Source organism: Cellulophaga baltica, assembly GCF_018861125.1.
Lineage (GTDB): Bacteria > Bacteroidota > Bacteroidia > Flavobacteriales > Flavobacteriaceae > Cellulophaga > Cellulophaga baltica_A.
On record NZ_JAHKQN010000028.1, the window covers coordinates 113,844 to 133,251 of the forward strand.

Sequence of the window (19,408 nt, forward strand, 5' to 3'; positions counted from 1 at the left end):
ATAATAGTATCAATTTTTCTAATATAGAATCTGTTAAATCAAAAATTGTAAGCTTATTTTTGCCAAAGTTAAAAACACACTAAAAATAAATTATGGCTATAGTAGGTAAAATGTTTCCAGATTTAAGCGTTAACGCAATGAACGATTTAGGAGATACTTTTAAAATTAATGTATTAGACGAAGCAAAAAACAACAATAAGAAAGTTGTTTTATTTTGGTACCCAAAAGATTTCACTTTTGTTTGTCCTACAGAATTACATGCTTTTCAAGAAGCTATTGGTGAATTTGAAAAAAGAAACACGATTGTTATTGGTGCTTCTTGTGATACTCCTGAGGTTCACTTTGCATGGTTAAGCACATCAAAAGATAATGGTGGTATTGAAGGTGTTACTTACCCTATTTTAGCAGATAGCAACAGAAATCTTGCATCTACATTAGGTATTTTAGATATTACTAATGAAGAGTACAATGAAGAAACAGGTGTTGTTACTGTTGAAGGTGATAATGTAACTTACAGAGCTACTTATTTAATTGATGAAGAAGGTACTGTATTTCATGAAGGTATCAACCACATGCCAGTTGGTAGAAATGTAAAAGAATATTTACGTTTAATTGATGCTTACGCTCACGTTCAAAAAAACGGAGAAGTTTGTCCTGCAAACTGGGAAGAAGGAAAAGAAGCTATGCAAGCAAATGCTAAAGGTACTGCTGCATATTTAGCAACTCACTAGATTATAATATTTTTAGATGGTTACTAGTAATTAGTTATTGTACTACAGTAACTAATTACTAAAACCTCTAAAACTAAAAAATTACTGTTATGGTTATTGAATTAGAAAATGACAATTTACAAGAGATAATTGACCAAAACGAAAACGTAATGGTACAATATTCTGCTACATGGTGTGGTAACTGCCGTATTATGAAGCCAAAATTTAAAAAAGAAGCTACTGCTAACGAAAATGTAACTTTTGTTATTGCTGATGCTGAAAAATTTCCAGAATCTAGAAAATTAGCTAACGTTGATAATTTGCCAACATTTGCTGCCTTTTCTGGCGGAGCATTAAAAAAGCAAGTGCAAACAAACAAATATGAAGTTTTAAAAGAATTGATCAGTGAAGTTACCAGTAATTAAACACCTTACTAATTTCATCGCAGAAAATGATGAAGATTATGTATTAGAAACAATTGAAACTCTTGAAGCATTAACAGAAGTTCCATCGTTAAAAGATGAAGAGCTAGATGTAATTGGAGAATTGATTTCTAACATGTACGGAGCCGTTGAAGTTCAGAAATCTATAAAAGAAGGTCTTCCGCAAAAAGAAGCACTTAATAGTTTTATGAAACGCGTTATGGGTTCTATAGACAAATAATTATGAATACATTAGTATGAAAGTCCATTCATTAAATTGAATGGACTTTTTTTATTTCTAAAATTCAAACAAGTTTACTTATATACTAAAGATATATTTTTTAATTTCACGCAGAATTAAACACACACATTATGGCAACAGTTACTTTAAAAGGAAATAAAATAAATACTATAGGGGATTTACCAAAAGTTGGAACTTTAGCTCCAAATTTCAACCTAACAAAAAACGATTTATCAAGTAGTAGCTTAGAAAGTTACAAAGGTAAAAAGGTGGTGTTAAATATCTTTCCTAGTGTTGACACGGGTACTTGCGCACAATCTGTGAGACAGTTTAATACTGAAGCTTCTGAATTAGATGACACTGTGGTTTTATGTATATCAAAAGATTTGCCTTTTGCTCAAGCTCGTTTTTGTGGTGCAGAGGGTCTAACAAATGTTGAAATGTTATCAGATTTTAAAGATGGTAATTTTGGAAATACATATGGTTTATCATTCTCTGACGGACCTCTAGAAGCTTTACTATCAAGATCAGTTGTGGTTTTAGATGAAAAAGGTAATGTAACTTATACAGAGCAAGTTGCAGAAACTACTGAAGAGCCGAATTATAAAGCTGCTCTTGAAGCTTTAAAAGATGCCTAAAGAATCATTTTTAGTAAACAGAATAAAAAGTGTAGGTTTCGCTATGAAGGGAGCTATACTTTTAATTCGTACTGAAGCAAGTATAAAAATTCAGGTTTTTATAGCCGTAGTAATGACTATTGCTGGTTTTTACTATCAAATATCAAACGTAGAATGGATTTTACAAATATTTGCAATAGCACTTGTACTCGGTATTGAAGGTATGAATACCGCAGTAGAAAAAATATGTGACTTTATAAATCCGGAATTTGACACCAAAATTGGTTTCATAAAAGACGTTGCTGCTGGCGCTGTAATGTTGGTTTCCATTGCCTCAGCAATAATTGGCTTTATAATCTACATTCCTAAAATTTTTTAAATAATCAATACCTTTAGCTTAAAAGGTAAATTCGTATTTTAGCCCTAAAGAAGTAAAGATTTAATGGCAAAGAAGGCAAAAACCTCAAAAAAGGCCACTCCTAAAAAAAGTGTTTCTTTTATATTATCTAAACAAAACAAAATTATACTCGGAAGCTTAATCATGCTTTTAAGTATTGCTTTGTTTTTCTCATTTATTTCTTTTTATTTTACTTGGAAAGACGACCAAAGCCTACTAAGTGAATTTACAAACAGGAATCAAGAAGCAAAAAATCTACTTAACAAATTTGGCGCAAGCATTAGCCACATCTTTTTATACAAGGGTTTTGGTATTGCATCATTTATATTTACATTTTTATTTTTTGTTACTGGTTTAAAGTTTTTTCTAAGTTTAAAAGATACTAAACTGGTTCGCAAATGGATTTGGGGACTTGTCTTTATTATTTGGATTTCTATTACACTTGGTTTTTTTGCAACCACTAACCCACTTTTAGGCGGAATTGTTGGTTATGAAATGAATGATTTTCTGCAAGATTATATTGGTAAACTTGGTGTGTTTTTATTATTATTATTTGGTTTAGTTATAATTGCAGTTCGATTATTTAAATTAACTCCAGATCGTATTTCAGAATATTATAAAAACAAAAAAGCATCACTTGCTTCTGAATTTAAAGACAAACCAAAAAATGCAGCTCAAACTTATTCTGAAGATGAAATAGAAGCTTTAATTGCAAAAGAAGAAAAGCAGGCTACGGTTGATACTTACACGCATAAAAAAGATATTCCAACAATAGAACCTGTACCAAAGCCGGAACCTAAACCAGAACCAAAACCAATTGTTTCTAGCGATGGTTTTGAGGTTAATGTTCCTGTTGAAGAAGAGGTTATTGAAGAAGATTTATCAATGGAAGTTGGTAGAGTTGTTGATGAACAAAATGAAGTTGACAATCTTGCAGGTAAATTAGTTGATGATTTTGGGGAGTTTGACCCTACTCTTGAATTAGGTAATTATAAGTTTCCTATAATAGATTTATTAGATCAACACGGTGTTACAGGCGGTATAACTATAAATCAAGAAGAGTTAGAAGAGAATAAAAACAAAATTGTAGAGACTTTAAAGAATTATAAGATTGGTATTGCTCAAATTAAAGCAACGATTGGTCCTACGGTAACTTTATATGAAATTGTACCAGAAGCTGGTGTCCGTATTTCAAAAATTAAAAATCTTGAAGATGATATTGCATTATCATTAGCGGCCTTAGGTATTCGTATCATTGCTCCTATTCCTGGTAAAGGTACTATTGGTATTGAGGTACCTAACAAAAACTCAACTATTGTTTCTATGCGTTCGGTAATTGCTTCTAGCAAGTTCCAGAAAGCAGAAATGGAACTACCTATTGCATTTGGTAAAACTATTAGTAATGAAACCTTTGTGGTTGATTTAGCTAAAATGCCTCACCTTTTAATGGCAGGTGCTACCGGCCAAGGTAAATCGGTTGGTTTAAATGCTGTGCTTACTTCATTATTATATAAAAAGCATCCAGCAGAAGTAAAATTTATTCTTGTAGACCCTAAGAAAGTAGAACTTACGCTTTACAATAAAATTGAGCGTCATTTCTTAGCTAAACTTCCTGATTCAGCAGAAGCTATTATCACAGATAATACAAAAGTAATTCACACTTTGAATTCACTTTGTATTGAAATGGATGATAGATATGAATTACTGAAATTAGCCATGGTTCGTAATTTAAAAGAGTATAATACTAAATTTAAAGCTCGTAAACTTAACCCGAACGACGGTCATAAGTTTTTACCATATATAGTACTTGTAATTGATGAATTTGCCGATTTAATTATGACCGCTGGTAAAGAAGTAGAAACACCTGTAGCTAGACTTGCTCAATTAGCCAGAGCTATTGGTATTCACTTAATTATAGCAACACAAAGACCTTCTGTAAATGTAATTACAGGTATTATTAAAGCTAACTTCCCTGCGAGATTAGCGTTTAGAGTTACCTCAAAAATAGATTCTAGAACAATTTTAGATACTGCAGGTGCCGATCAGTTAATTGGTAGAGGTGACATGTTGTACACACAAGGTAACGATGTCACGCGTATTCAATGTGCATTTGTTGATACGCCAGAAGTTGGTAAAATTGTAGATTTTATAGGCTCTCAAAGAGCTTATCCTGATGCTCATTTACTACCTGAGTATGTAGGTGAAGATTCTGGCACAAGTCTTGATAATAATATATCGGATAGAGATGCTTTGTTCCGTGATGCTGCAGAAGTTATAGTAATTGCACAGCAAGGTTCCGCATCATTAATTCAAAGAAAATTAAAATTAGGTTACAATAGAGCAGGTAGAATTATTGATCAATTAGAAGCCGCAGGAATTGTGGGCCCTTTTGAAGGTAGTAAAGCCAGACAGGTGTATGTACCAGATATGGTTGCTCTAGATGAAATTTTTAACAACGAAAAAAAATAACAGAATGAAAAAATTAATTGTTTTACTAACTCTTTTTACTGTATCAGCTTCATTTGGGCAGAGCTCTACAAAAGCTAAAGCATTATTAGACCAAGTGTATAACAAGGTTAAAAGTTATGATAATATTTATGTAGATTTTAAATATGCACTGAATAATAAAGAAGCAAATATTAATCAAGAAACGCGTGGTGATGTAACTATGCAAGGCGATAAGTATCTTTTTAATTATTTAGGATCACAACAGTTCTTTGATGGTAGCAAAGTATACACTATTGTTCCTGAAAATGAAGAAGTAACTATTGAAGAAAAGTCTACGGAAGAAAATACCATTACTCCATCAAAAATGTTGACTTTTTACAAAAAAGGACACAATTACGAAATGGATATTATGCAGAATATTCAAGGTAGAAAAATTCAGTTTGTAAAATTGACTCCAATGGATACAAATTCTGAAATTAAAACTATTCTTTTAGGTATAGATGCGGAAACCAAACATATTTATAAGTTAATCGAAACAGGTAAAAATGGTACAAAAACTACAATTACCGTTAATTCTTTTAAAACAAATCAGCCTTTATCAAAAAGCTTATTTACCTTTAACGAATCTAAGTACAAAAACGAAGGTTACTATATTATAAGGAATTAGACATTGAGAATATTAGACACTTACATTTTAAGAAGTTTTTTATATAATTTCATCAGTTCTTTCGGAATATTGATGCTTATTTTCATATTTCAAACCATTTGGCTATTTATTGATGATTTAGCGGGTAGAGGTTTAGATATTGTAATTATAGGTAAATTTCTATTTTATATAATGCCAAGTTTAATGGAGAAAGTATTACCACTAACGGTATTACTAGCTTCCATCTTAACTTTCGGTAAAATTGCTGAAAATTATGAGTTTGCAGCAATGAAAGCTTCTGGAATTTCATTGCAAAGAGCAATGCTTAGCTTAATTGTATTTGTTGTTTTTTTGAGTGTAGTTGTATTCTATTTTGCTAATAATGTAATTCCTGCTGCAGAATTAAAAATTTACAGTCTTCGTAAAAATATAGGACAGCTCAAACCATCCACAGCTATTATTGCTGGTGCTTTTAGTGATTTAGAAGGTACGGATATGAACATGAAAGTGGATCGTAAATATGGTGACAATGATCGTTTTTTAGAAAATGTAATAATCCACAGAAAATCACCTAACGGAGTAAACAATACCGTTATTAAAGCTAAAACTGGAGAACTTATTAGTGGCGAAGGTTCTAATATTTTACAACTAGTACTTAAAGACGGTAATTATTATGAAGATGTTGAAAAAAAGAAATCTTCAGATAATAAAAAATTTCCTTTTGCAAAATCATCCTTTAAAAAATATATCATCAATCAAGATATTTCAAAACTTGATGTTGATTTAGAAAAAGAGCGTGATGTTACTACCGATAAAATGAAAAATGTTTCTCGTTTAGTAAAAGATATTGATTCTATTAAAATTAGTAATATCAAAATAGTGAATACTTTTTCAAAAAGTATTAATAAACGAATTGGTGCCTTCCCTACCCTTTCTTCTGCTGACAGTATATTGCAAAACGATATTAACAATCTATCTAAAGATTCCGTTCAGTTTAGAACAAAAATGATGGATACACTTTCCGTGTTGAACTTATATAAAGGCTACCAAAGAGAGCAAATATTAAATTCATCTAAAAATACAATTACAAATATTTTAGCCACTGTAAGTAGTAAAAAGAATGAACTAGATAAGCGTTTTAAAATTTACAACATGCACATAATATCGTTACATAAAAAGTTTGCTTTAGCGCTGTCATGTATCATATTATTTTTTGTTGGTGCTCCACTAGGCGCTATTATTAGAAAAGGAGGGTTAGGTTTGCCAATGGTTATTGCTATTATTCTTTTCTTAATCTACTATTTTATAGGTGTTTTTGCTGAAAATTCATCAAAAGAAGGGAGCTTGAATCCTGTTGTAGGCGCATGGATGTCTACATTTATTATGTTACCTTTGGGTGTGTTTTTGACTAAAAGAGCAACAGCAGATAGAGGTTTATCTAATTTTGGAAGTGTGATTGATTTCTTTAAAAAATTATTTGCTTTCAAGAAAAATAAAACAGCAACAGAGTAATTATTTATCAGAATGAAAAAGAGTATTGAACTTGATGCAATTGAAGATGCAATTGAGGAAATTAGAAAAGGTAATGTTATTATTGTTGTTGATGATGAAAACAGAGAAAACGAAGGCGATTTTCTTGCAGCAGCAGAACTAATTACTCCTGAACTTATTAATTTTATGGCTACGGAAGGTCGCGGACTTATTTGTGCTCCGTTAACCGAAAGTCGTTGTAAAGAATTAGGACTTGAAATGATGGTTTCTGTAAATACAGACCATATGGAAACTGCTTTCACTGTTTCAGTAGATTTACGAGGTAATGGTGTAACTACAGGTATATCGGCTTCTGATAGAGCTAAAACTATAAATGCATTAACTAATAAAGACACACAGCCATACGATTTGGCAAGACCAGGACATATTTTTCCGTTAGTAGCTAAAGACGGTGGTGTGTTGCGTAGAACAGGACATACCGAAGCTGCTATTGATTTTGCAAGATTAGCAGGGTTACAACCTGCAGGTGTGATTGTTGAAATAATGAATGAAGATGGCTCAATGGCCAGACTTCCGGAGCTTAAAAAAGTTGCAGAAAAACATAATTTGAAGATTGTTTCTATTGAATCACTAATTGCTTACCGTATGGAGCATGATAGTTTGATTGAAAAGAAAGAAGATTTTAATATTACTACACGTTTTGGTGAGTTTAGATTAAGAGCTTATCAGCAAACGACAAATAATCAAGTACATATCGCATTAACTAAAGGAAGTTGGGGTAAAGAAGAAGAAATCTTGACACGTATCAACTCAACCTTAATTAACAATGATATTTTAGGAACGCTTACAAACAACCCTGATAAAAAATTAGAGGTAATGTTTAATGCGATTAATAAAGAAGGTAAAGGTGCTTTTGTATTTATCAATCAAGAAAGTCAATCACTAAATTTATTAAGTAGATTATCCGGTTTAAAAGATTTACAAGCAACAGGAGAAATGAGAGCTCCTAAAATTGAAATGGATGCCAAAGATTTTGGTGTTGGAGCACAAATATTACATGACATTAACATATCTAAAGTACGTTTATTAACCAACTCCATTCAATCAAAAAGAGTTGGTATTGTGGGTTACGGCTTAGAAATTGTTGATTATGTTGCCTACTAAACTATGGTATTTAGTATCGTTACCATATTGCTAGCTCTTTCTTTTACTTCTTCTTCTGTCCAGCTTAATTTTATTAAGCAAGATAGTGTACGTGCTATAATAGCATCAGAAGCTTCGTAATCATAATTACTATAATCAGGTAAATTTTCTTTAATAGTACGTGAAACATTCCCCAAGGCTGTCAGTTCTTTTAAATGCTCCCACTTTGTATGGTAATGCCAGTTATTATCAAACCAATAAAAAGTAGCGTCAATACCTCCTTCTGATAAAGCTTTGTGTGCTAATTGAGTTTTTTCTTTAGTAGGTAAAAAGAAACTCAAAAATGAGTAATTCTGCTCTCCTACTTCAGGGATTTCTCTAAACGTAAGTCCTTTAACTGTTCTTAAGGCATCTTCAATAATTGTAAAATACTTTTTTTGAATCTCCAAAAACGCATCTAGTTGTTTGAACTGTGCCACACCAACAGCAGCGTGTAATTCAGAAATTCTGTAATTGTATCCTAAAAATGGATGTTCATCTTTACCTCTATCGACACCTAAATGATCATGACCATGATCGGAATAATAAACAGCATTAGTATAAACGTCTTTGTTGTTGGTAACTATAGCTCCACCTTCACCACAAGTAACTGTTTTTACATAATCAAAAGAAAAACAACCTACATCACCTATTGTACCCAATAATTTACCATTGTAAGTACCACCAATAGCTTGGCAAGCATCTTCAATTAAACGTAAATTGTGTTTTTTACAGAGTTTTAATAATGGATCTAAGTCTGTAATAGCACCACACATATGTACCGGCATAATTGCTTTGGTACGTTTAGTAATCACTTTTTCAACAGCATTAGCATTTAAACCAAGAGTTTCATCAATATTTGCTAAAACAGGGATAGCTCCAACTGATAAAATAGCCTCAAAAGTAGCTACAAAAGTAAACATAGGCATAATCACTTCATCACCAGCCCCTACTCCTGCACTAGCTAATGCAACAGTCAATGCTGCAGTACCACTACTTACTAAATGTGTATGATTTACATCAAACCTAGTACTTATAAGTTGCTCAAGTTCTTCTGCTTTGTAATGATCGCGAGCACCATCAAAACCGTAACGCATTAACACGCCAGTATTTAAAACATCATTAACTTCTTTTCGTTCTAGGTCTCCAAAAAACTCAAATCCAGGCATACTTTTCTACTACTCTTTTATTAATTATTAGTTGTGATAAATGGTATTAAGGTGGTTATTATAATTCTATAATACTATCTTCAATTGGTTTTCTAACTTTAGCTAGGGTAGCAAATAAATCGTCAGATGCTCTATAGCCAACAGGTAAAACCAGAACAGCTTCCAAGCCTTTTTCTTTTAAATTTAAAGTCTCATTATACTCACTTGCTATAAAACCTTCCATTGGACAAGCATCTATCTCTTCAACAGCACAAATAGTTAAAAGGTTTCCTAAAGCTAAATACGCTTGATTGGTGGCCCATTTTATCACCGAAGCCTTATCTTTTTCAGAAAATGATTTGATTAATGAATTTTTAAAAGGGTCTGTTATAGTTTCTGGAGTATTACGAAGCTTTTTTACCAGATTAAAATACATATTAATATACGCTTCATCAATTACTGTTTCAACACAAAGTACTAATATATGCGAAGCATCTGCAACTTGTTGTTGCCCATATGAACTTTTAACCAATTTGTTTTTAAGGTCTTGATCTTTAATAACCAGCATTTTTATAGGTTGTAAACCGTACGATGTAGCTGTAAGATTAAAAGCCTCTTTTAAGATAGTTAACTTATTTTCAGAAAGTTGCTTTGTTGCATCAAATTTCTTTACTGCATAACGCCAATTCAAATGTTTTAAACTATCTATCATTCTATTTAATTAAGTTTTTAAATCTGTTTTACTAGTTATAATGAAAATTATAGGTTTGTAAAATATAGAAACTTCATTTTTTAGGTTTCTAAAATGTAAATTTAAAACATATGTAATTAATAAAAGAGGTATAAATTACAATTTGTTGATTATTAAGAAGATAAATTTGGAATAAATATTTTTTTATAAAAAAGTGCTAAAACTATTGCTATAATTCAAAAAAGGTTTTTATATTTGCACCCGCATTAAGGGAATACCTTATGAGGCACTCAGGAGAATTGGCAGAGTGGTCGAATGCGGCAGTCTTGAAAACTGTTGAGGGTCACACCTCCGGGGGTTCGAATCCCTCATTCTCCGCAAAGTCAACTGATAATCAGTTAGTTATGAGTTTGACACCCAATATTACACCCAATTCTAATAGAATTGGGTGTTTTTTTTTGATTTAAGTTTAATGATTAAGAAAATTAATTGTTTAAGGTGATATACAAATTTTGATAATAATCCCTTTATACTAGGTTCTATAATTCCAACTAAGATAAAAGCTTCTCTAATTTGTCTTTTGACATTTTCCATTTTGGCAACTTCTTTGTTAGAAGTTTATAAAAAGAAGTACTATGATTGTGATGTACAAGATGACAAATCTCGTGCACAAGAACGTAATCAATACATTCTTTAGGTGCTTTTATAAGTTCCAAATTAAGATAAATAGTTCCATCAATAAAACAACTTCCCCATCTGTTATTTAGCCATTTATATTTTAATGAAACTTCCTTATTTGATAATTCTTTAGCTAAACCTAATCTATTCTTATAAAGATTCTCAAAATGTATTATAGCTTTAGATTTGTACCACATTTTAAGCTCTTTTTCAATAGCCTTTTTGTTGTTTTTATCTTTAGTTTTAATTAAGATATAGCCTCCTTTTAATTTAACTGAATTAGTCTTTGATTCCGTAATTTTTAGTCTATAGTTCTTACCTAGGTATAAATGACTTTCTCCACTTTCATAAAGCTTTTCCTTTGTTCGTGGTTCAAAGAACATAAAGAAGTCTTTTTGCTTATCTATCCATTGCGCTTTAGACTTTACTTTTTCAGTTACTTTTTCATAAGGCGTTTCTATAGGTGCTGTTACAACCGTTGAACCATCTGGATATACCTTAATACCTAGCGTCTTCCTGTCATTTCGCTTTAAACAGAAATCAATTCTTGAATTACCATATGGAATACTTTTTAACTCCATAAGTTACTTGTATTTAAGTATTGCAATTTTCAAGCATTCACCAATAAGATAATCTATTTTGTCCCAGTCTGTGTCAATGTCAAATTTCTGATGTAAATCATAAATTACGTCTCCTAATTCGATATTTATTTTCCCTGTGATATCTTCATTTTTATGCCAATCAATAATCTTTTTCTCGTTTAAGTAAATATGTTCCTTTACAGTTTTATCAATCGCTAAACTTACTTCAATATGAAATGGTGTATTTAATAACTCAACATTTTCAAATACTGACCTACTAAAGTTGTAAAACGCTAATGCAACTGTATTGTCTGCCAACTCATCTGGTGCATCTTTTGAGCGACCATTAAAGAATTTATCTTCGTTTTCCTTAGCTCTTTTTAAATATTCTGCTTCGTCTATACGTTTTTGATGATAAGCTGCAATAGTCTCTTTTATAAGGTCTGCAAGTTTTCTATAATAAATAGGATCTTCTTGCATTTTTAAATTAATAGCCTTAACCGTTCTGCTAGCAATATGGTCTGCTTGAGCAGCTTTTCCCTTAATGTTTTCTACCTGTGCATCACGCTCCTCTTTGTTAAATATATCAACTAACTCAGTAATTTTCATTATTTCGCCATCAGTTGTAATATGCTTATTAATAAGCTTCTGAATTTGTGGCTCAAACTCTTTGTATGCAATATCATCATTGTAACGTCTAGTGACATCTACACGTAATTTCAGAAAAAACTTAGCATCTCTCTTATAGGTATCTATCTTCTTTTCATCTGTATTTGTAACAAAATCAACCGAAGAAAGTGCTAATTTTAAGAGTCTTGCAAACTGAGAAACTTTAGTATAAAACTTATTTCTTACATCTTCTGGTGACAAGTGTTCTTCGTAGGCTGTTGCTTCTAAATTTCTTCCTTTCAAAGTCTTGAAAATATCCCACAATTCTGAATGTGCCTGAGATAACTTACCAATTTCATCACTTATATTAGTTAGCGTTCCTTCTAAGTCTTCTTCCTCGAACCCTTCTAAATTAGAGTAAGTACTTAACGCTGTATCTAAGTTTTCAAGATTCCCGTAATAATCGACTATGTACCCATAATCTTTACCAGGGTAAACACGATTTACACGAGCTATGGCTTGCAATAATGTATGTTCTTTAAGCGAACGACATAAATATAAAACAGTATTGTTTGGCGCATCAAAACCAGTTAAAAGCTTCGCTACTACAATAAGTATCTCTGGTTTATCACGTTTTTTAAACTGATTTATTATACTCTTTTCGTATTTCTTTAAATCACCATACTTATCTATCATTGCATTGAGATACTCATCTTCCCGCCTCTTATCTTCGTTCTCATTAAAATACCCATCTTCTGTTCCTTCTCGTTGGTCAGATTGCGTTACAACAACCTCAGAATCCACCATTCCAATTTCATCCAAATATTTTTTATATAATAAGGCACTTTTAATTGTAGGTGCAACTAACTGAGCTTTTGGCTTATAGTTGTCACTATGAGTTTGGAAAAACTCTGTGTAATGTTCACTAATATCCCAAGCTCTTGCATAAATTATTTGGTCTGTTTTATTTAGCTCATTTACGGTATTAAATTTTTGCTTCAATTTAGCACGACCTCTTTCTGAAAGGTTATTGCGTTCTGCAAGTTTTTCAAAATAGGTGTTTATTGGTGCTTCGTTAAGTGTGATTTGATTATGTCTTCCTTCATACAATAATGGCACTACAGCACCATCTTCAACAGCATCTTTTACAGTGTATGCTTTACCAATATAACCACCAAATTTACTAGCAGTACTTTTTTCCTTTTTCATCAAAGGTGTACCTGTAAAAGCTAGAAAACAAGCATTAGGAAATACGCGTTGCATACTTACATTAAATGTTCCGTATTGCGTTCTGTGTCCTTCGTCAATAAGCACAAATATATCAGAAGATGTAAATGGTTTCTTGTTGTTTTTTACAGCTGCTTCAAACTTGTTAATAATGGTTGTTATAATAGCATCACTATTATCTTCAAGTAGTTCCGTGAGATGTGAACCTGTTTTGGCTTGACGTACTTCTTTTTTACATTTTTTAAATGTATCTGAAATCTGGTCGTCAAGATCTACACGGTCTGTTACTAAAATTATTTTTGGATTTGAAATATGCGGATTAGAAGCCAACATTTGCGCCAGCATTACCATAGTCAATGATTTACCACTTCCTTGTGTATGCCAAATAACGCCTCCTTGACGTTTTCCTGTATTGTCAAACTTAGTGACACGATTAATAGTGTTGTTAACTGCAAAGTATTGTTGGTATCGTGCTACTTTTTTAATACCATCATCATAGAGCGTGAAATTTAAAATTAAGTCGAGTAAGCGTTCTGGACGGCACAAATTATAGAGTAGCTTGTCTTGTTCTGTAAACAAACGTTCTTCTGTATCTATGCCATCAAAAGTTTTGCGAACATATTCAGTACGTTCTTCAAAAACCATATTCTTTTGGTCTTCATTTAAAGATTTGTTTTTGAGTTTTTTTAACTGAGACCAATATGCTTTTTCGGCTTCACTAGATGTAAATTGTTCTGTCCATTTTGCCCAAAATTCTTTTCTAGTATCTGTAGTTGCATATTTCCCTTGGTTGGTGGCAACGCTTATTAGTAAACTAGAATACACATATAAAGACCGAATACCTTTGCTGCTAAAGTTTCTAATATGCTGTTCTATTGCTAAATCTACTGGTGGTTTTGTACCACTTAAAGCTGGGCTTTTACATTCTATAATTACAGAAGGAATACCATTGATGAACAATACTAAATCTGGTCTGTAGGTATCTGTTCTAGCTGTTCTAAGTACAGGAAATTCCTCAGTAACGTGAAATATATTATTTTCTGGATGTTGCCAATCTATATAATTTATAGTATGACTTTTTTTGTCTCCATCTATGCTTTGCTCAAAAGCCTTTCCTAAAGTTATGAGGTCATAAAAAGCCTTATTCGCATTAATAAAACCATCTTGTATAGGTAAATCTTTAGCGGCTAATACAGCAGAGTTAATGTTAGCATCTGAAAACTCGTAGTTTTTACCACGACGATTAATTTTATTAATCTTTTGTAATTGTTTGCGTAGTATTTCTGTAAATAACACTTGCGACTTTCCTCCTCTCCATTGTTCTGATTGCTTTGGGCTTACGTAGCTAAAGCCCATATTTATGAGCAATTGCAATGCAGGTATCTGTGAGACGTTGTCTTCTATGTAAGATGGTGTGCTCATATTTTAACTCTTTTTTTACCTGTTAATAATTGCTGCATTAAGCCTTTTTTCTGTTGTTTAAGATTTTCTAATTGATTAGATGCTGTTATTATTTCTTCATCTACTTTATCAAAAAAATTAGCAATAGAAACTTGCTCTTCGTAAGATGGAATTTTAATAATCAAAGTCTCGAAAACATTCCATCTTAATCCACCTCTCCTTGCTATTGAACCAGACATATTGCTTTGATAACTATATATCATTCTATCTGTTTTTAAAAGGCGGAAGAAAAACGAATCATCAATACTGTCATTAGTTTTAAAAACTGTATACATTGGACTCACCAACCCTTTATCCCAAATATCTTGATAACCAATTGAACCTTCTTCAATGTGGTTAGTAGCATAGGCGAAATATCCTCTTGGAACAATTTTATATTTACTTAAATCATCTCCATATACTTTTCTTCCAAAATATTGAAGAGAGGGAACTAAACCATCGTATTTAGTACAGGATAGTACTTCGATATCTTCATCGTCTTTATTTTTGTCTGTAAATTGTGTTGCTACATCTCCAATATTCATCCTTTTCCACTCCTCACTAAACCCAGCCAAACGTTTTTTACCAGATAGCAACTCTTGCATTAAGCCTTTTTTACGCAATTGTAATTTTTCTATAAGGTTTTGTGTGGTTTCTATGGCTTCACCCCATTGTGACAGGATTTCGGCAATTTTTTGTTGTTCTTTTAGTGGTGGTAATGGTATTACGTAATTAAATAACTCTTTTAACGTAATACTAACCTGATTAGCATTTCCCCTAACTATTGTTTCAATAAAGTTTAAATATTTCTTTAACTTAAAATTATGGTATAAATAGTGTTGATTTACTTTGGATTTCAGTCCTCTTAGGATGACCGCATTTTGATTCAATAAAGCTCCCTCTTGTTTCTTATGCACTTTTATAACTTTTCCTACCATAGAATCGTACATAGGTGGCTTAGACCCAACAGTGGTGAAAACAAGGTCATTCTCTATTAATTTCCACTTATCATATTGTCCATCTTCATTGCTAATGAAAATAGGATTTTCTTCTTTTATCGAATGTGCATTTGTATCTGAAATTCTAATTACTCTTGTGCCTTCACTTATATAATTAATTGATTTAAAAGCATACCCTTTGGTGTAGGTTGTTATCTCACCAAGTTTTATTAGTTCCCAAGTATCTGGAATAGTAGAATTAATATTGTCCATCTTAATACCCCATTTCTTTTAGAAACACTTCCATCTGTCCTTCTACCTTATTCAATTTCGCTTTCAGCTCAACTATCTCTTTTTGAGTTTCTACAATATCAACAGGCTCTTCTTCCACAAACGTATCAACATATCTAGGTATATTAAGATTGTAGTCGTTCTCTTGTATTTCTTCTAGTGTAGCAATGTGACTGTATTTATCCACAGTTTTCCATTGAGAAAAGGTGTTGTAAATTTTGTCAACATCTTCATCGCGTAATCGGTTTTGGTTTTTACCATTTTCAAACTCGTTACTAGCATCAATAAATAGTACTTCTGTATTGTCTCCTTTATTTTTGTCAAAAATTAAAATAGACGCAGGAATACCTGTACCATAAAATAAGTTTGCAGGTAAGCCTACAACTGCTTTTAAAAGATTCTCATCTATAAGCTGTTTACGTATTTTACCTTCGCTGCTTCCTCTAAATAACACGCCGTGTGGCAAAATAACGCCCGCTTTTCCGTGTTCGTTTAAGGTTTCTATCATATGCGTAATAAATGCATAATCGCCTTTGCTTTTAGGTGGAACACCTCTATGAAAACGGCTGTATCTATCAGAAGACGCATTTTCTGCTCCCCATTTATCTAAAGAAAACGGTGGATTTGCTACGACAATATCAAATTTCATTAAAGCATCGTTCTCAACCAATTTTGGAGAGTTTAAGGTGTCTCCCCATTCTATATCGGCATTATCCATTTCGTGCAAAAACATGTTCATACGTGCCAATGCATAGGTAGAGCCATTTACTTCTTGCCCATTCAGCGAAACATTAGTACTGCCTACTTCTTTTGCTACTTTAAGCAACAGCGAACCCGAACCACAAGTTGGGTCGCAAATACGGTCTCCAGCTTTTGGCTCCACCAGTTTTGCTAATAATTGCGATACTTGGGCTGCCGTATAGAATTCTCCAGCTTTTTTACCTGCTCCAGCTGCAAAGTTTCCTATCAAATACTCGTAAGCATCTCCAATAACATCGTTATTATCTAGGTTAGATGGTCTTAGGTCTAATTCTTTAAAATCATTAAGAAGATGCTGCAAACGTCTGTTTCTATCTGTTGTTTCTCCAAGATTGGCTTCACTATTATAATCGATGTTTCTAAATACCTTTTCCAATTTGCTTCTATTGGCTTCTTCTAAGGCTTCTAGTCCAATATTAATAATGTCACCTAAATTGCTTTCGTTACGTTTTTCATATAGATAATCAAAAGACGACTTTTCAGGCAATGAAAAACGCTCGTGTTTTAAAGCTCTTTCTATACGTGCTTTATCACCATTATACTTTTTCTCGTATTCGGCTTTCTTCTCTTTATTTACATCGCTTATGTATTTAATAAAGAGCATTGTAAGTATGTAGTCTTTGTATTGCCCTGCATCTACTGTACCTCTAAAGGTGTCGCAGGCTTTCCATACTTTATTGTTAATATCACTTTGTGTTAGTTTACTCATTTTTTATTTTTTTAAAGGAGAGGTGGTTTAATACCTCTCCCGATTAGTTTTATTTTATCTTGATTTTTTCAGATTATAATTACCCGTCGCTTTACTTTTATCATATGCGTTTTCAATATAATATGAAGGATTTTGCAAAAACCTTTCTTCATCTACTAATGCAATGTAAGAGCCATTCAATTGGTCAAAAGATTGACAGGTTGGACAAGAATATTTATCATCTGTATCTAAATTATATCTATTACCATTAATGATGCTATAGAGTTTTGAATCGTCTATATATCTAGTTGTACAGCCATCAGCGTTCTGATTACTACTAACGAGCCAATCGTAACTGCCGTTATGTTTCATTATTACTCCAACAATTCCGTTGGTTTTAGAAGTTGTTGATTGCCTCTTATACTCTTTTAAAGAATATTCAATTTCCCAATCAATCCAACTACTATCTTTCATATTTGGAGATATAATTACAATAGTAACCGAAGTGCCAAAAATTTTATCTTTTAGGCTGTTCTTAATTCTGTCAACGGTCTCACCAGACATATCTGGCGAATCTGCGGTTTCTCCCGAATAATATTTTGCATCATCACCTAATTTCTCGATGATTTCATCTCTTAAATCCTGAGCTTCGCTGTGCTTATATGAAATAAATGTTTCTCTAGCCATAATTACTTTTTTAAGGTTTTTAATAAATCCTTTATAATTTTTACAGCTTGTGTAAACGTTGTCTTTTCGTCTGCTAACTGTTCAAGTATCGGCATTATGATATCTGGATTATCGTAATATTTGTCGGGCTCTTTTGAAATAATATCAAATATGTTCCTTGATGCATAATTTGTCAAACCAATAGGAATACAAATACATCCGTTTTGATGAGCTATTTTGAACTCATCCATTACTCCATTAGCTTCAACAATTTTTCCATCAACCATCTTATTGCCAAAAACAAAAATTGATACACCACATTGGGAAATCATTTTTTGTCTGTAGTCAGCCCACAATTCTTTTAACTCTTTAGACCCCGTTTTAAATTGAGGAAAAGGTTTCAATATGAGTTGGTCCTCAGAATATTTATTAGGATTGTTATGTATTGACTCTAAAGCTCCATTAATAACAGAACTTCCAATGCCCCACCCAAAACCATTTACTATTTTGAAATTATTCTCAACTACAGCTTTAGATAAATTATGCACGAATCCAATTGCATTATGTTTATCGTGAGGCTCATAGGTTTCTGCACTTCCCGATATAAAAATTGTTCTTTTCTTGTACCTAGATTCTATTTCTTCTAAAATATTGGTTATATCACTATAACTATCTACAAGTAAAGTTTTGATTCCGTACCTTTTTAAATCATTAATTGTAAGTGATTGCCTTCTGTTATTATAGTCTAGTGTTGCTTGGTCTGGATTAGTAGCGTCACCCAATTCGTGTCTTTTTACAAAACAGTAATGTGTTCTTTTATTTTTACTAAATCTAAAATTCAAACGACTTAAAACATAATCAAGATTTGGGTCGGTAAAACTAAAACCAACGAATAAAAATGTTTTTGTAATTAATTCACCACTTAAAGCATTTAAAAATGGCTCGTGGGTTTGGTAATATTGTTCGTATTGTTCTTTAGTTAAAATTGCTTCATCTGGATGATTAACATCACCGTGCATTTTATAAACTACTAAGTCTCTTTTTGGTTTTGTGGTAAGTAACTGATTATTCCTGTACTTAACATCTACTACCTTATTCTCTTTTAAATATGATTTCTCAATCAACTTATCATAGTTGGTCGTCCAAATAGATGAAACTGGAAGTCTCGAAATAATTCTGTGATTTTCCGTTTCATCAGTATCTTCTGTAAATTCATCTAATATTTTTTGATTTAGCTTAGATCTATTTTGATTTTCGTTGACGTGATACTGAGCTATAGAAACTAAATCTTTTTCTTGATTAATATCTAAACCTAAATCCTGAGCAATTTCACTCATTAATTCAGACCAATTTACATAACCAGCAGGTATTGATAGTCCTGCCCCAGCAAAGATGGATGCAACGCCTTCATTAAGTTTTTTCACATAATCATTAATAAAAACTTCTATCTCTGGTGAAAATTGTTTTTTTGTTTTGTCTTTTTCAGACGTACTATTTGCATTATTTTTATGCATATTTATTAAATTTAAAATACACTC

General features: G+C 32.1%; 17 protein-coding genes and 1 tRNA gene. 10 read left to right on the plus strand and 8 right to left on the minus strand.

The genetic code is table 11. From position 1 onward, the window contains the following. Positions 1 to 92: 92 nt before the first annotated feature. From KO500_RS13920 to ribB, 9 genes are all read left to right on the plus strand, one after another. Positions 93 to 731: a peroxiredoxin gene (locus KO500_RS13920; RefSeq protein ID WP_215957171.1), complete on the plus strand. Its 639-nt coding sequence runs from the start codon at positions 93 to 95 to the stop codon at positions 729 to 731. Positions 732 to 820: 89 nt separating this feature from the next. Continuing rightward, positions 821 to 1,135 carry a thioredoxin family protein gene (locus KO500_RS13925; RefSeq protein ID WP_215957172.1) on the plus strand — a complete coding sequence of 105 codons (315 nt, stop codon included), beginning with the start codon at positions 821 to 823 and terminating at the stop codon, positions 1,133 to 1,135. Further along, positions 1,116 to 1,373 (plus strand): DUF6952 family protein, encoded by a 258-nt coding sequence (locus KO500_RS13930; RefSeq protein WP_215957173.1) that lies wholly within the window; start codon positions 1,116 to 1,118, stop codon positions 1,371 to 1,373. Before KO500_RS13925 ends, KO500_RS13930 begins: the two co-directional genes overlap by 20 nt. A gap of 131 nt (positions 1,374 to 1,504) precedes the next feature. Next, the gene (gene tpx / locus KO500_RS13935) at positions 1,505 to 2,011 is read left to right on the plus strand and encodes a thiol peroxidase (RefSeq protein WP_215957174.1); all 507 of its coding nucleotides are present in this window, start codon (positions 1,505 to 1,507) and stop codon (positions 2,009 to 2,011) included. Then, positions 2,004 to 2,369 carry a diacylglycerol kinase gene (locus KO500_RS13940; RefSeq protein ID WP_215957175.1) on the plus strand — a complete coding sequence of 122 codons (366 nt, stop codon included), beginning with the start codon at positions 2,004 to 2,006 and terminating at the stop codon, positions 2,367 to 2,369. The genes tpx and KO500_RS13940 overlap by 8 nt, the downstream gene beginning before the upstream one ends. A 63-nt stretch (positions 2,370 to 2,432) precedes the next feature. Beyond that, positions 2,433 to 4,856: an FtsK/SpoIIIE family DNA translocase gene (locus KO500_RS13945; protein WP_215957176.1), complete on the plus strand. Its 2,424-nt coding sequence runs from the start codon at positions 2,433 to 2,435 to the stop codon at positions 4,854 to 4,856. A gap of 4 nt (positions 4,857 to 4,860) precedes the next feature. Next, a complete protein-coding gene (locus tag KO500_RS13950; protein WP_215957177.1) occupies positions 4,861 to 5,502 on the plus strand; it encodes a LolA family protein in 642 nt (213 codons plus the stop codon). A 3-nt stretch (positions 5,503 to 5,505) separates the two neighbouring features. Next, the gene (locus KO500_RS13955) at positions 5,506 to 6,993 is read left to right on the plus strand and encodes an LptF/LptG family permease (protein ID WP_215957178.1); all 1,488 of its coding nucleotides are present in this window, start codon (positions 5,506 to 5,508) and stop codon (positions 6,991 to 6,993) included. 12 nt (positions 6,994 to 7,005) lie between these two features. Next, a complete protein-coding gene (gene ribB / locus KO500_RS13960) occupies positions 7,006 to 8,136 on the plus strand; it encodes a 3,4-dihydroxy-2-butanone-4-phosphate synthase (protein ID WP_215957179.1) in 1,131 nt (376 codons plus the stop codon). Here ribB and KO500_RS13965 read toward each other — a convergent pair. Both KO500_RS13965 and KO500_RS13970 read right to left on the minus strand, forming a co-directional pair. Beyond that, positions 8,133 to 9,323, minus strand: coding sequence for a DegT/DnrJ/EryC1/StrS family aminotransferase (locus tag KO500_RS13965; protein WP_215957180.1), 1,191 nt, complete (start codon positions 9,321 to 9,323; stop codon positions 8,133 to 8,135). The two genes, ribB and KO500_RS13965, sit on opposite strands and share 4 nt — an antisense overlap. 58 nt (positions 9,324 to 9,381) lie before the next feature. Beyond that, positions 9,382 to 10,014, minus strand: coding sequence for an NAD(P)H-dependent oxidoreductase (locus tag KO500_RS13970; protein ID WP_215957181.1), 633 nt, complete (start codon positions 10,012 to 10,014; stop codon positions 9,382 to 9,384). Between the two features lie 272 nt (positions 10,015 to 10,286). Between KO500_RS13970 and KO500_RS13975 the strand changes: the two genes are divergently transcribed. Continuing rightward, a tRNA-Ser gene (locus KO500_RS13975) sits at positions 10,287 to 10,371 on the plus strand. Between the two features lie 173 nt (positions 10,372 to 10,544). Here the strand turns inward: KO500_RS13975 and KO500_RS13980 are convergent. The 6 genes from KO500_RS13980 to KO500_RS14005 are packed head-to-tail and all read right to left on the minus strand — an operon-like array spanning position 10,545 to position 19,384. Next, a complete protein-coding gene (locus KO500_RS13980; RefSeq protein WP_215957182.1) occupies positions 10,545 to 11,252 on the minus strand; it encodes a M48 family metallopeptidase in 708 nt (235 codons plus the stop codon). 3 nt (positions 11,253 to 11,255) lie between these two features. Next, a complete protein-coding gene (locus tag KO500_RS13985; protein ID WP_215957183.1) occupies positions 11,256 to 14,510 on the minus strand; it encodes a type I restriction endonuclease subunit R in 3,255 nt (1,084 codons plus the stop codon). Beyond that, positions 14,507 to 15,739 (minus strand): restriction endonuclease subunit S, encoded by a 1,233-nt coding sequence (locus tag KO500_RS13990; protein WP_215957184.1) that lies wholly within the window; start codon positions 15,737 to 15,739, stop codon positions 14,507 to 14,509. Before KO500_RS13990 ends, KO500_RS13985 begins: the two co-directional genes overlap by 4 nt. 1 nt (position 15,740) lies before the next feature. Then, on the minus strand, positions 15,741 to 17,225 hold the full coding sequence (locus KO500_RS13995) for a type I restriction-modification system subunit M (RefSeq protein WP_215957185.1): 1,485 nt from the start codon (positions 17,223 to 17,225) through the stop codon (positions 15,741 to 15,743). 54 nt (positions 17,226 to 17,279) lie between these two features. Continuing rightward, the gene (locus tag KO500_RS14000) at positions 17,280 to 17,891 is read right to left on the minus strand and encodes a TIR domain-containing protein (protein ID WP_215957186.1); all 612 of its coding nucleotides are present in this window, start codon (positions 17,889 to 17,891) and stop codon (positions 17,280 to 17,282) included. Between the two features lie 2 nt (positions 17,892 to 17,893). After that, positions 17,894 to 19,384, minus strand: coding sequence for an SIR2 family protein (locus KO500_RS14005; protein WP_215957187.1), 1,491 nt, complete (start codon positions 19,382 to 19,384; stop codon positions 17,894 to 17,896). Positions 19,385 to 19,408: the final 24 nt, after the last annotated feature.

Excerpts from the sequence above, each read along its gene's own strand:
- KO500_RS13920 (WP_215957171.1), top strand. The coding sequence starts at position 93 with ATGGCTATAGTAGGTAAAATGTTTCCAGATTTAAGCGTTAACGCAATG.
- KO500_RS13925 (WP_215957172.1), top strand. The coding sequence starts at position 821 with ATGGTTATTGAATTAGAAAATGACAATTTACAAGAGATAATTGACCAA.
- tpx (WP_215957174.1), top strand. The coding sequence starts at position 1,505 with ATGGCAACAGTTACTTTAAAAGGAAATAAAATAAATACTATAGGGGAT.
- KO500_RS13940 (WP_215957175.1), top strand. The coding sequence starts at position 2,004 with ATGCCTAAAGAATCATTTTTAGTAAACAGAATAAAAAGTGTAGGTTTC.
- KO500_RS13945 (WP_215957176.1), top strand. The coding sequence starts at position 2,433 with ATGGCAAAGAAGGCAAAAACCTCAAAAAAGGCCACTCCTAAAAAAAGT.
- KO500_RS13950 (WP_215957177.1), top strand. The coding sequence starts at position 4,861 with ATGAAAAAATTAATTGTTTTACTAACTCTTTTTACTGTATCAGCTTCA.
- ribB (WP_215957179.1), top strand. The coding sequence starts at position 7,006 with ATGAAAAAGAGTATTGAACTTGATGCAATTGAAGATGCAATTGAGGAA.
- KO500_RS13965 (WP_215957180.1), bottom strand. The coding sequence starts at position 9,323 with ATGCCTGGATTTGAGTTTTTTGGAGACCTAGAACGAAAAGAAGTTAAT.
- KO500_RS13970 (WP_215957181.1), bottom strand. The coding sequence starts at position 10,014 with ATGATAGATAGTTTAAAACATTTGAATTGGCGTTATGCAGTAAAGAAA.
- KO500_RS13980 (WP_215957182.1), bottom strand. The coding sequence starts at position 11,252 with ATGGAGTTAAAAAGTATTCCATATGGTAATTCAAGAATTGATTTCTGT.
- KO500_RS13985 (WP_215957183.1), bottom strand. The coding sequence starts at position 14,510 with ATGAGCACACCATCTTACATAGAAGACAACGTCTCACAGATACCTGCA.
- KO500_RS13990 (WP_215957184.1), bottom strand. The coding sequence starts at position 15,739 with ATGGACAATATTAATTCTACTATTCCAGATACTTGGGAACTAATAAAA.
- KO500_RS13995 (WP_215957185.1), bottom strand. The coding sequence starts at position 17,225 with ATGAGTAAACTAACACAAAGTGATATTAACAATAAAGTATGGAAAGCC.
- KO500_RS14000 (WP_215957186.1), bottom strand. The coding sequence starts at position 17,891 with ATGGCTAGAGAAACATTTATTTCATATAAGCACAGCGAAGCTCAGGAT.
- KO500_RS14005 (WP_215957187.1), bottom strand. The coding sequence starts at position 19,384 with ATGCATAAAAATAATGCAAATAGTACGTCTGAAAAAGACAAAACAAAA.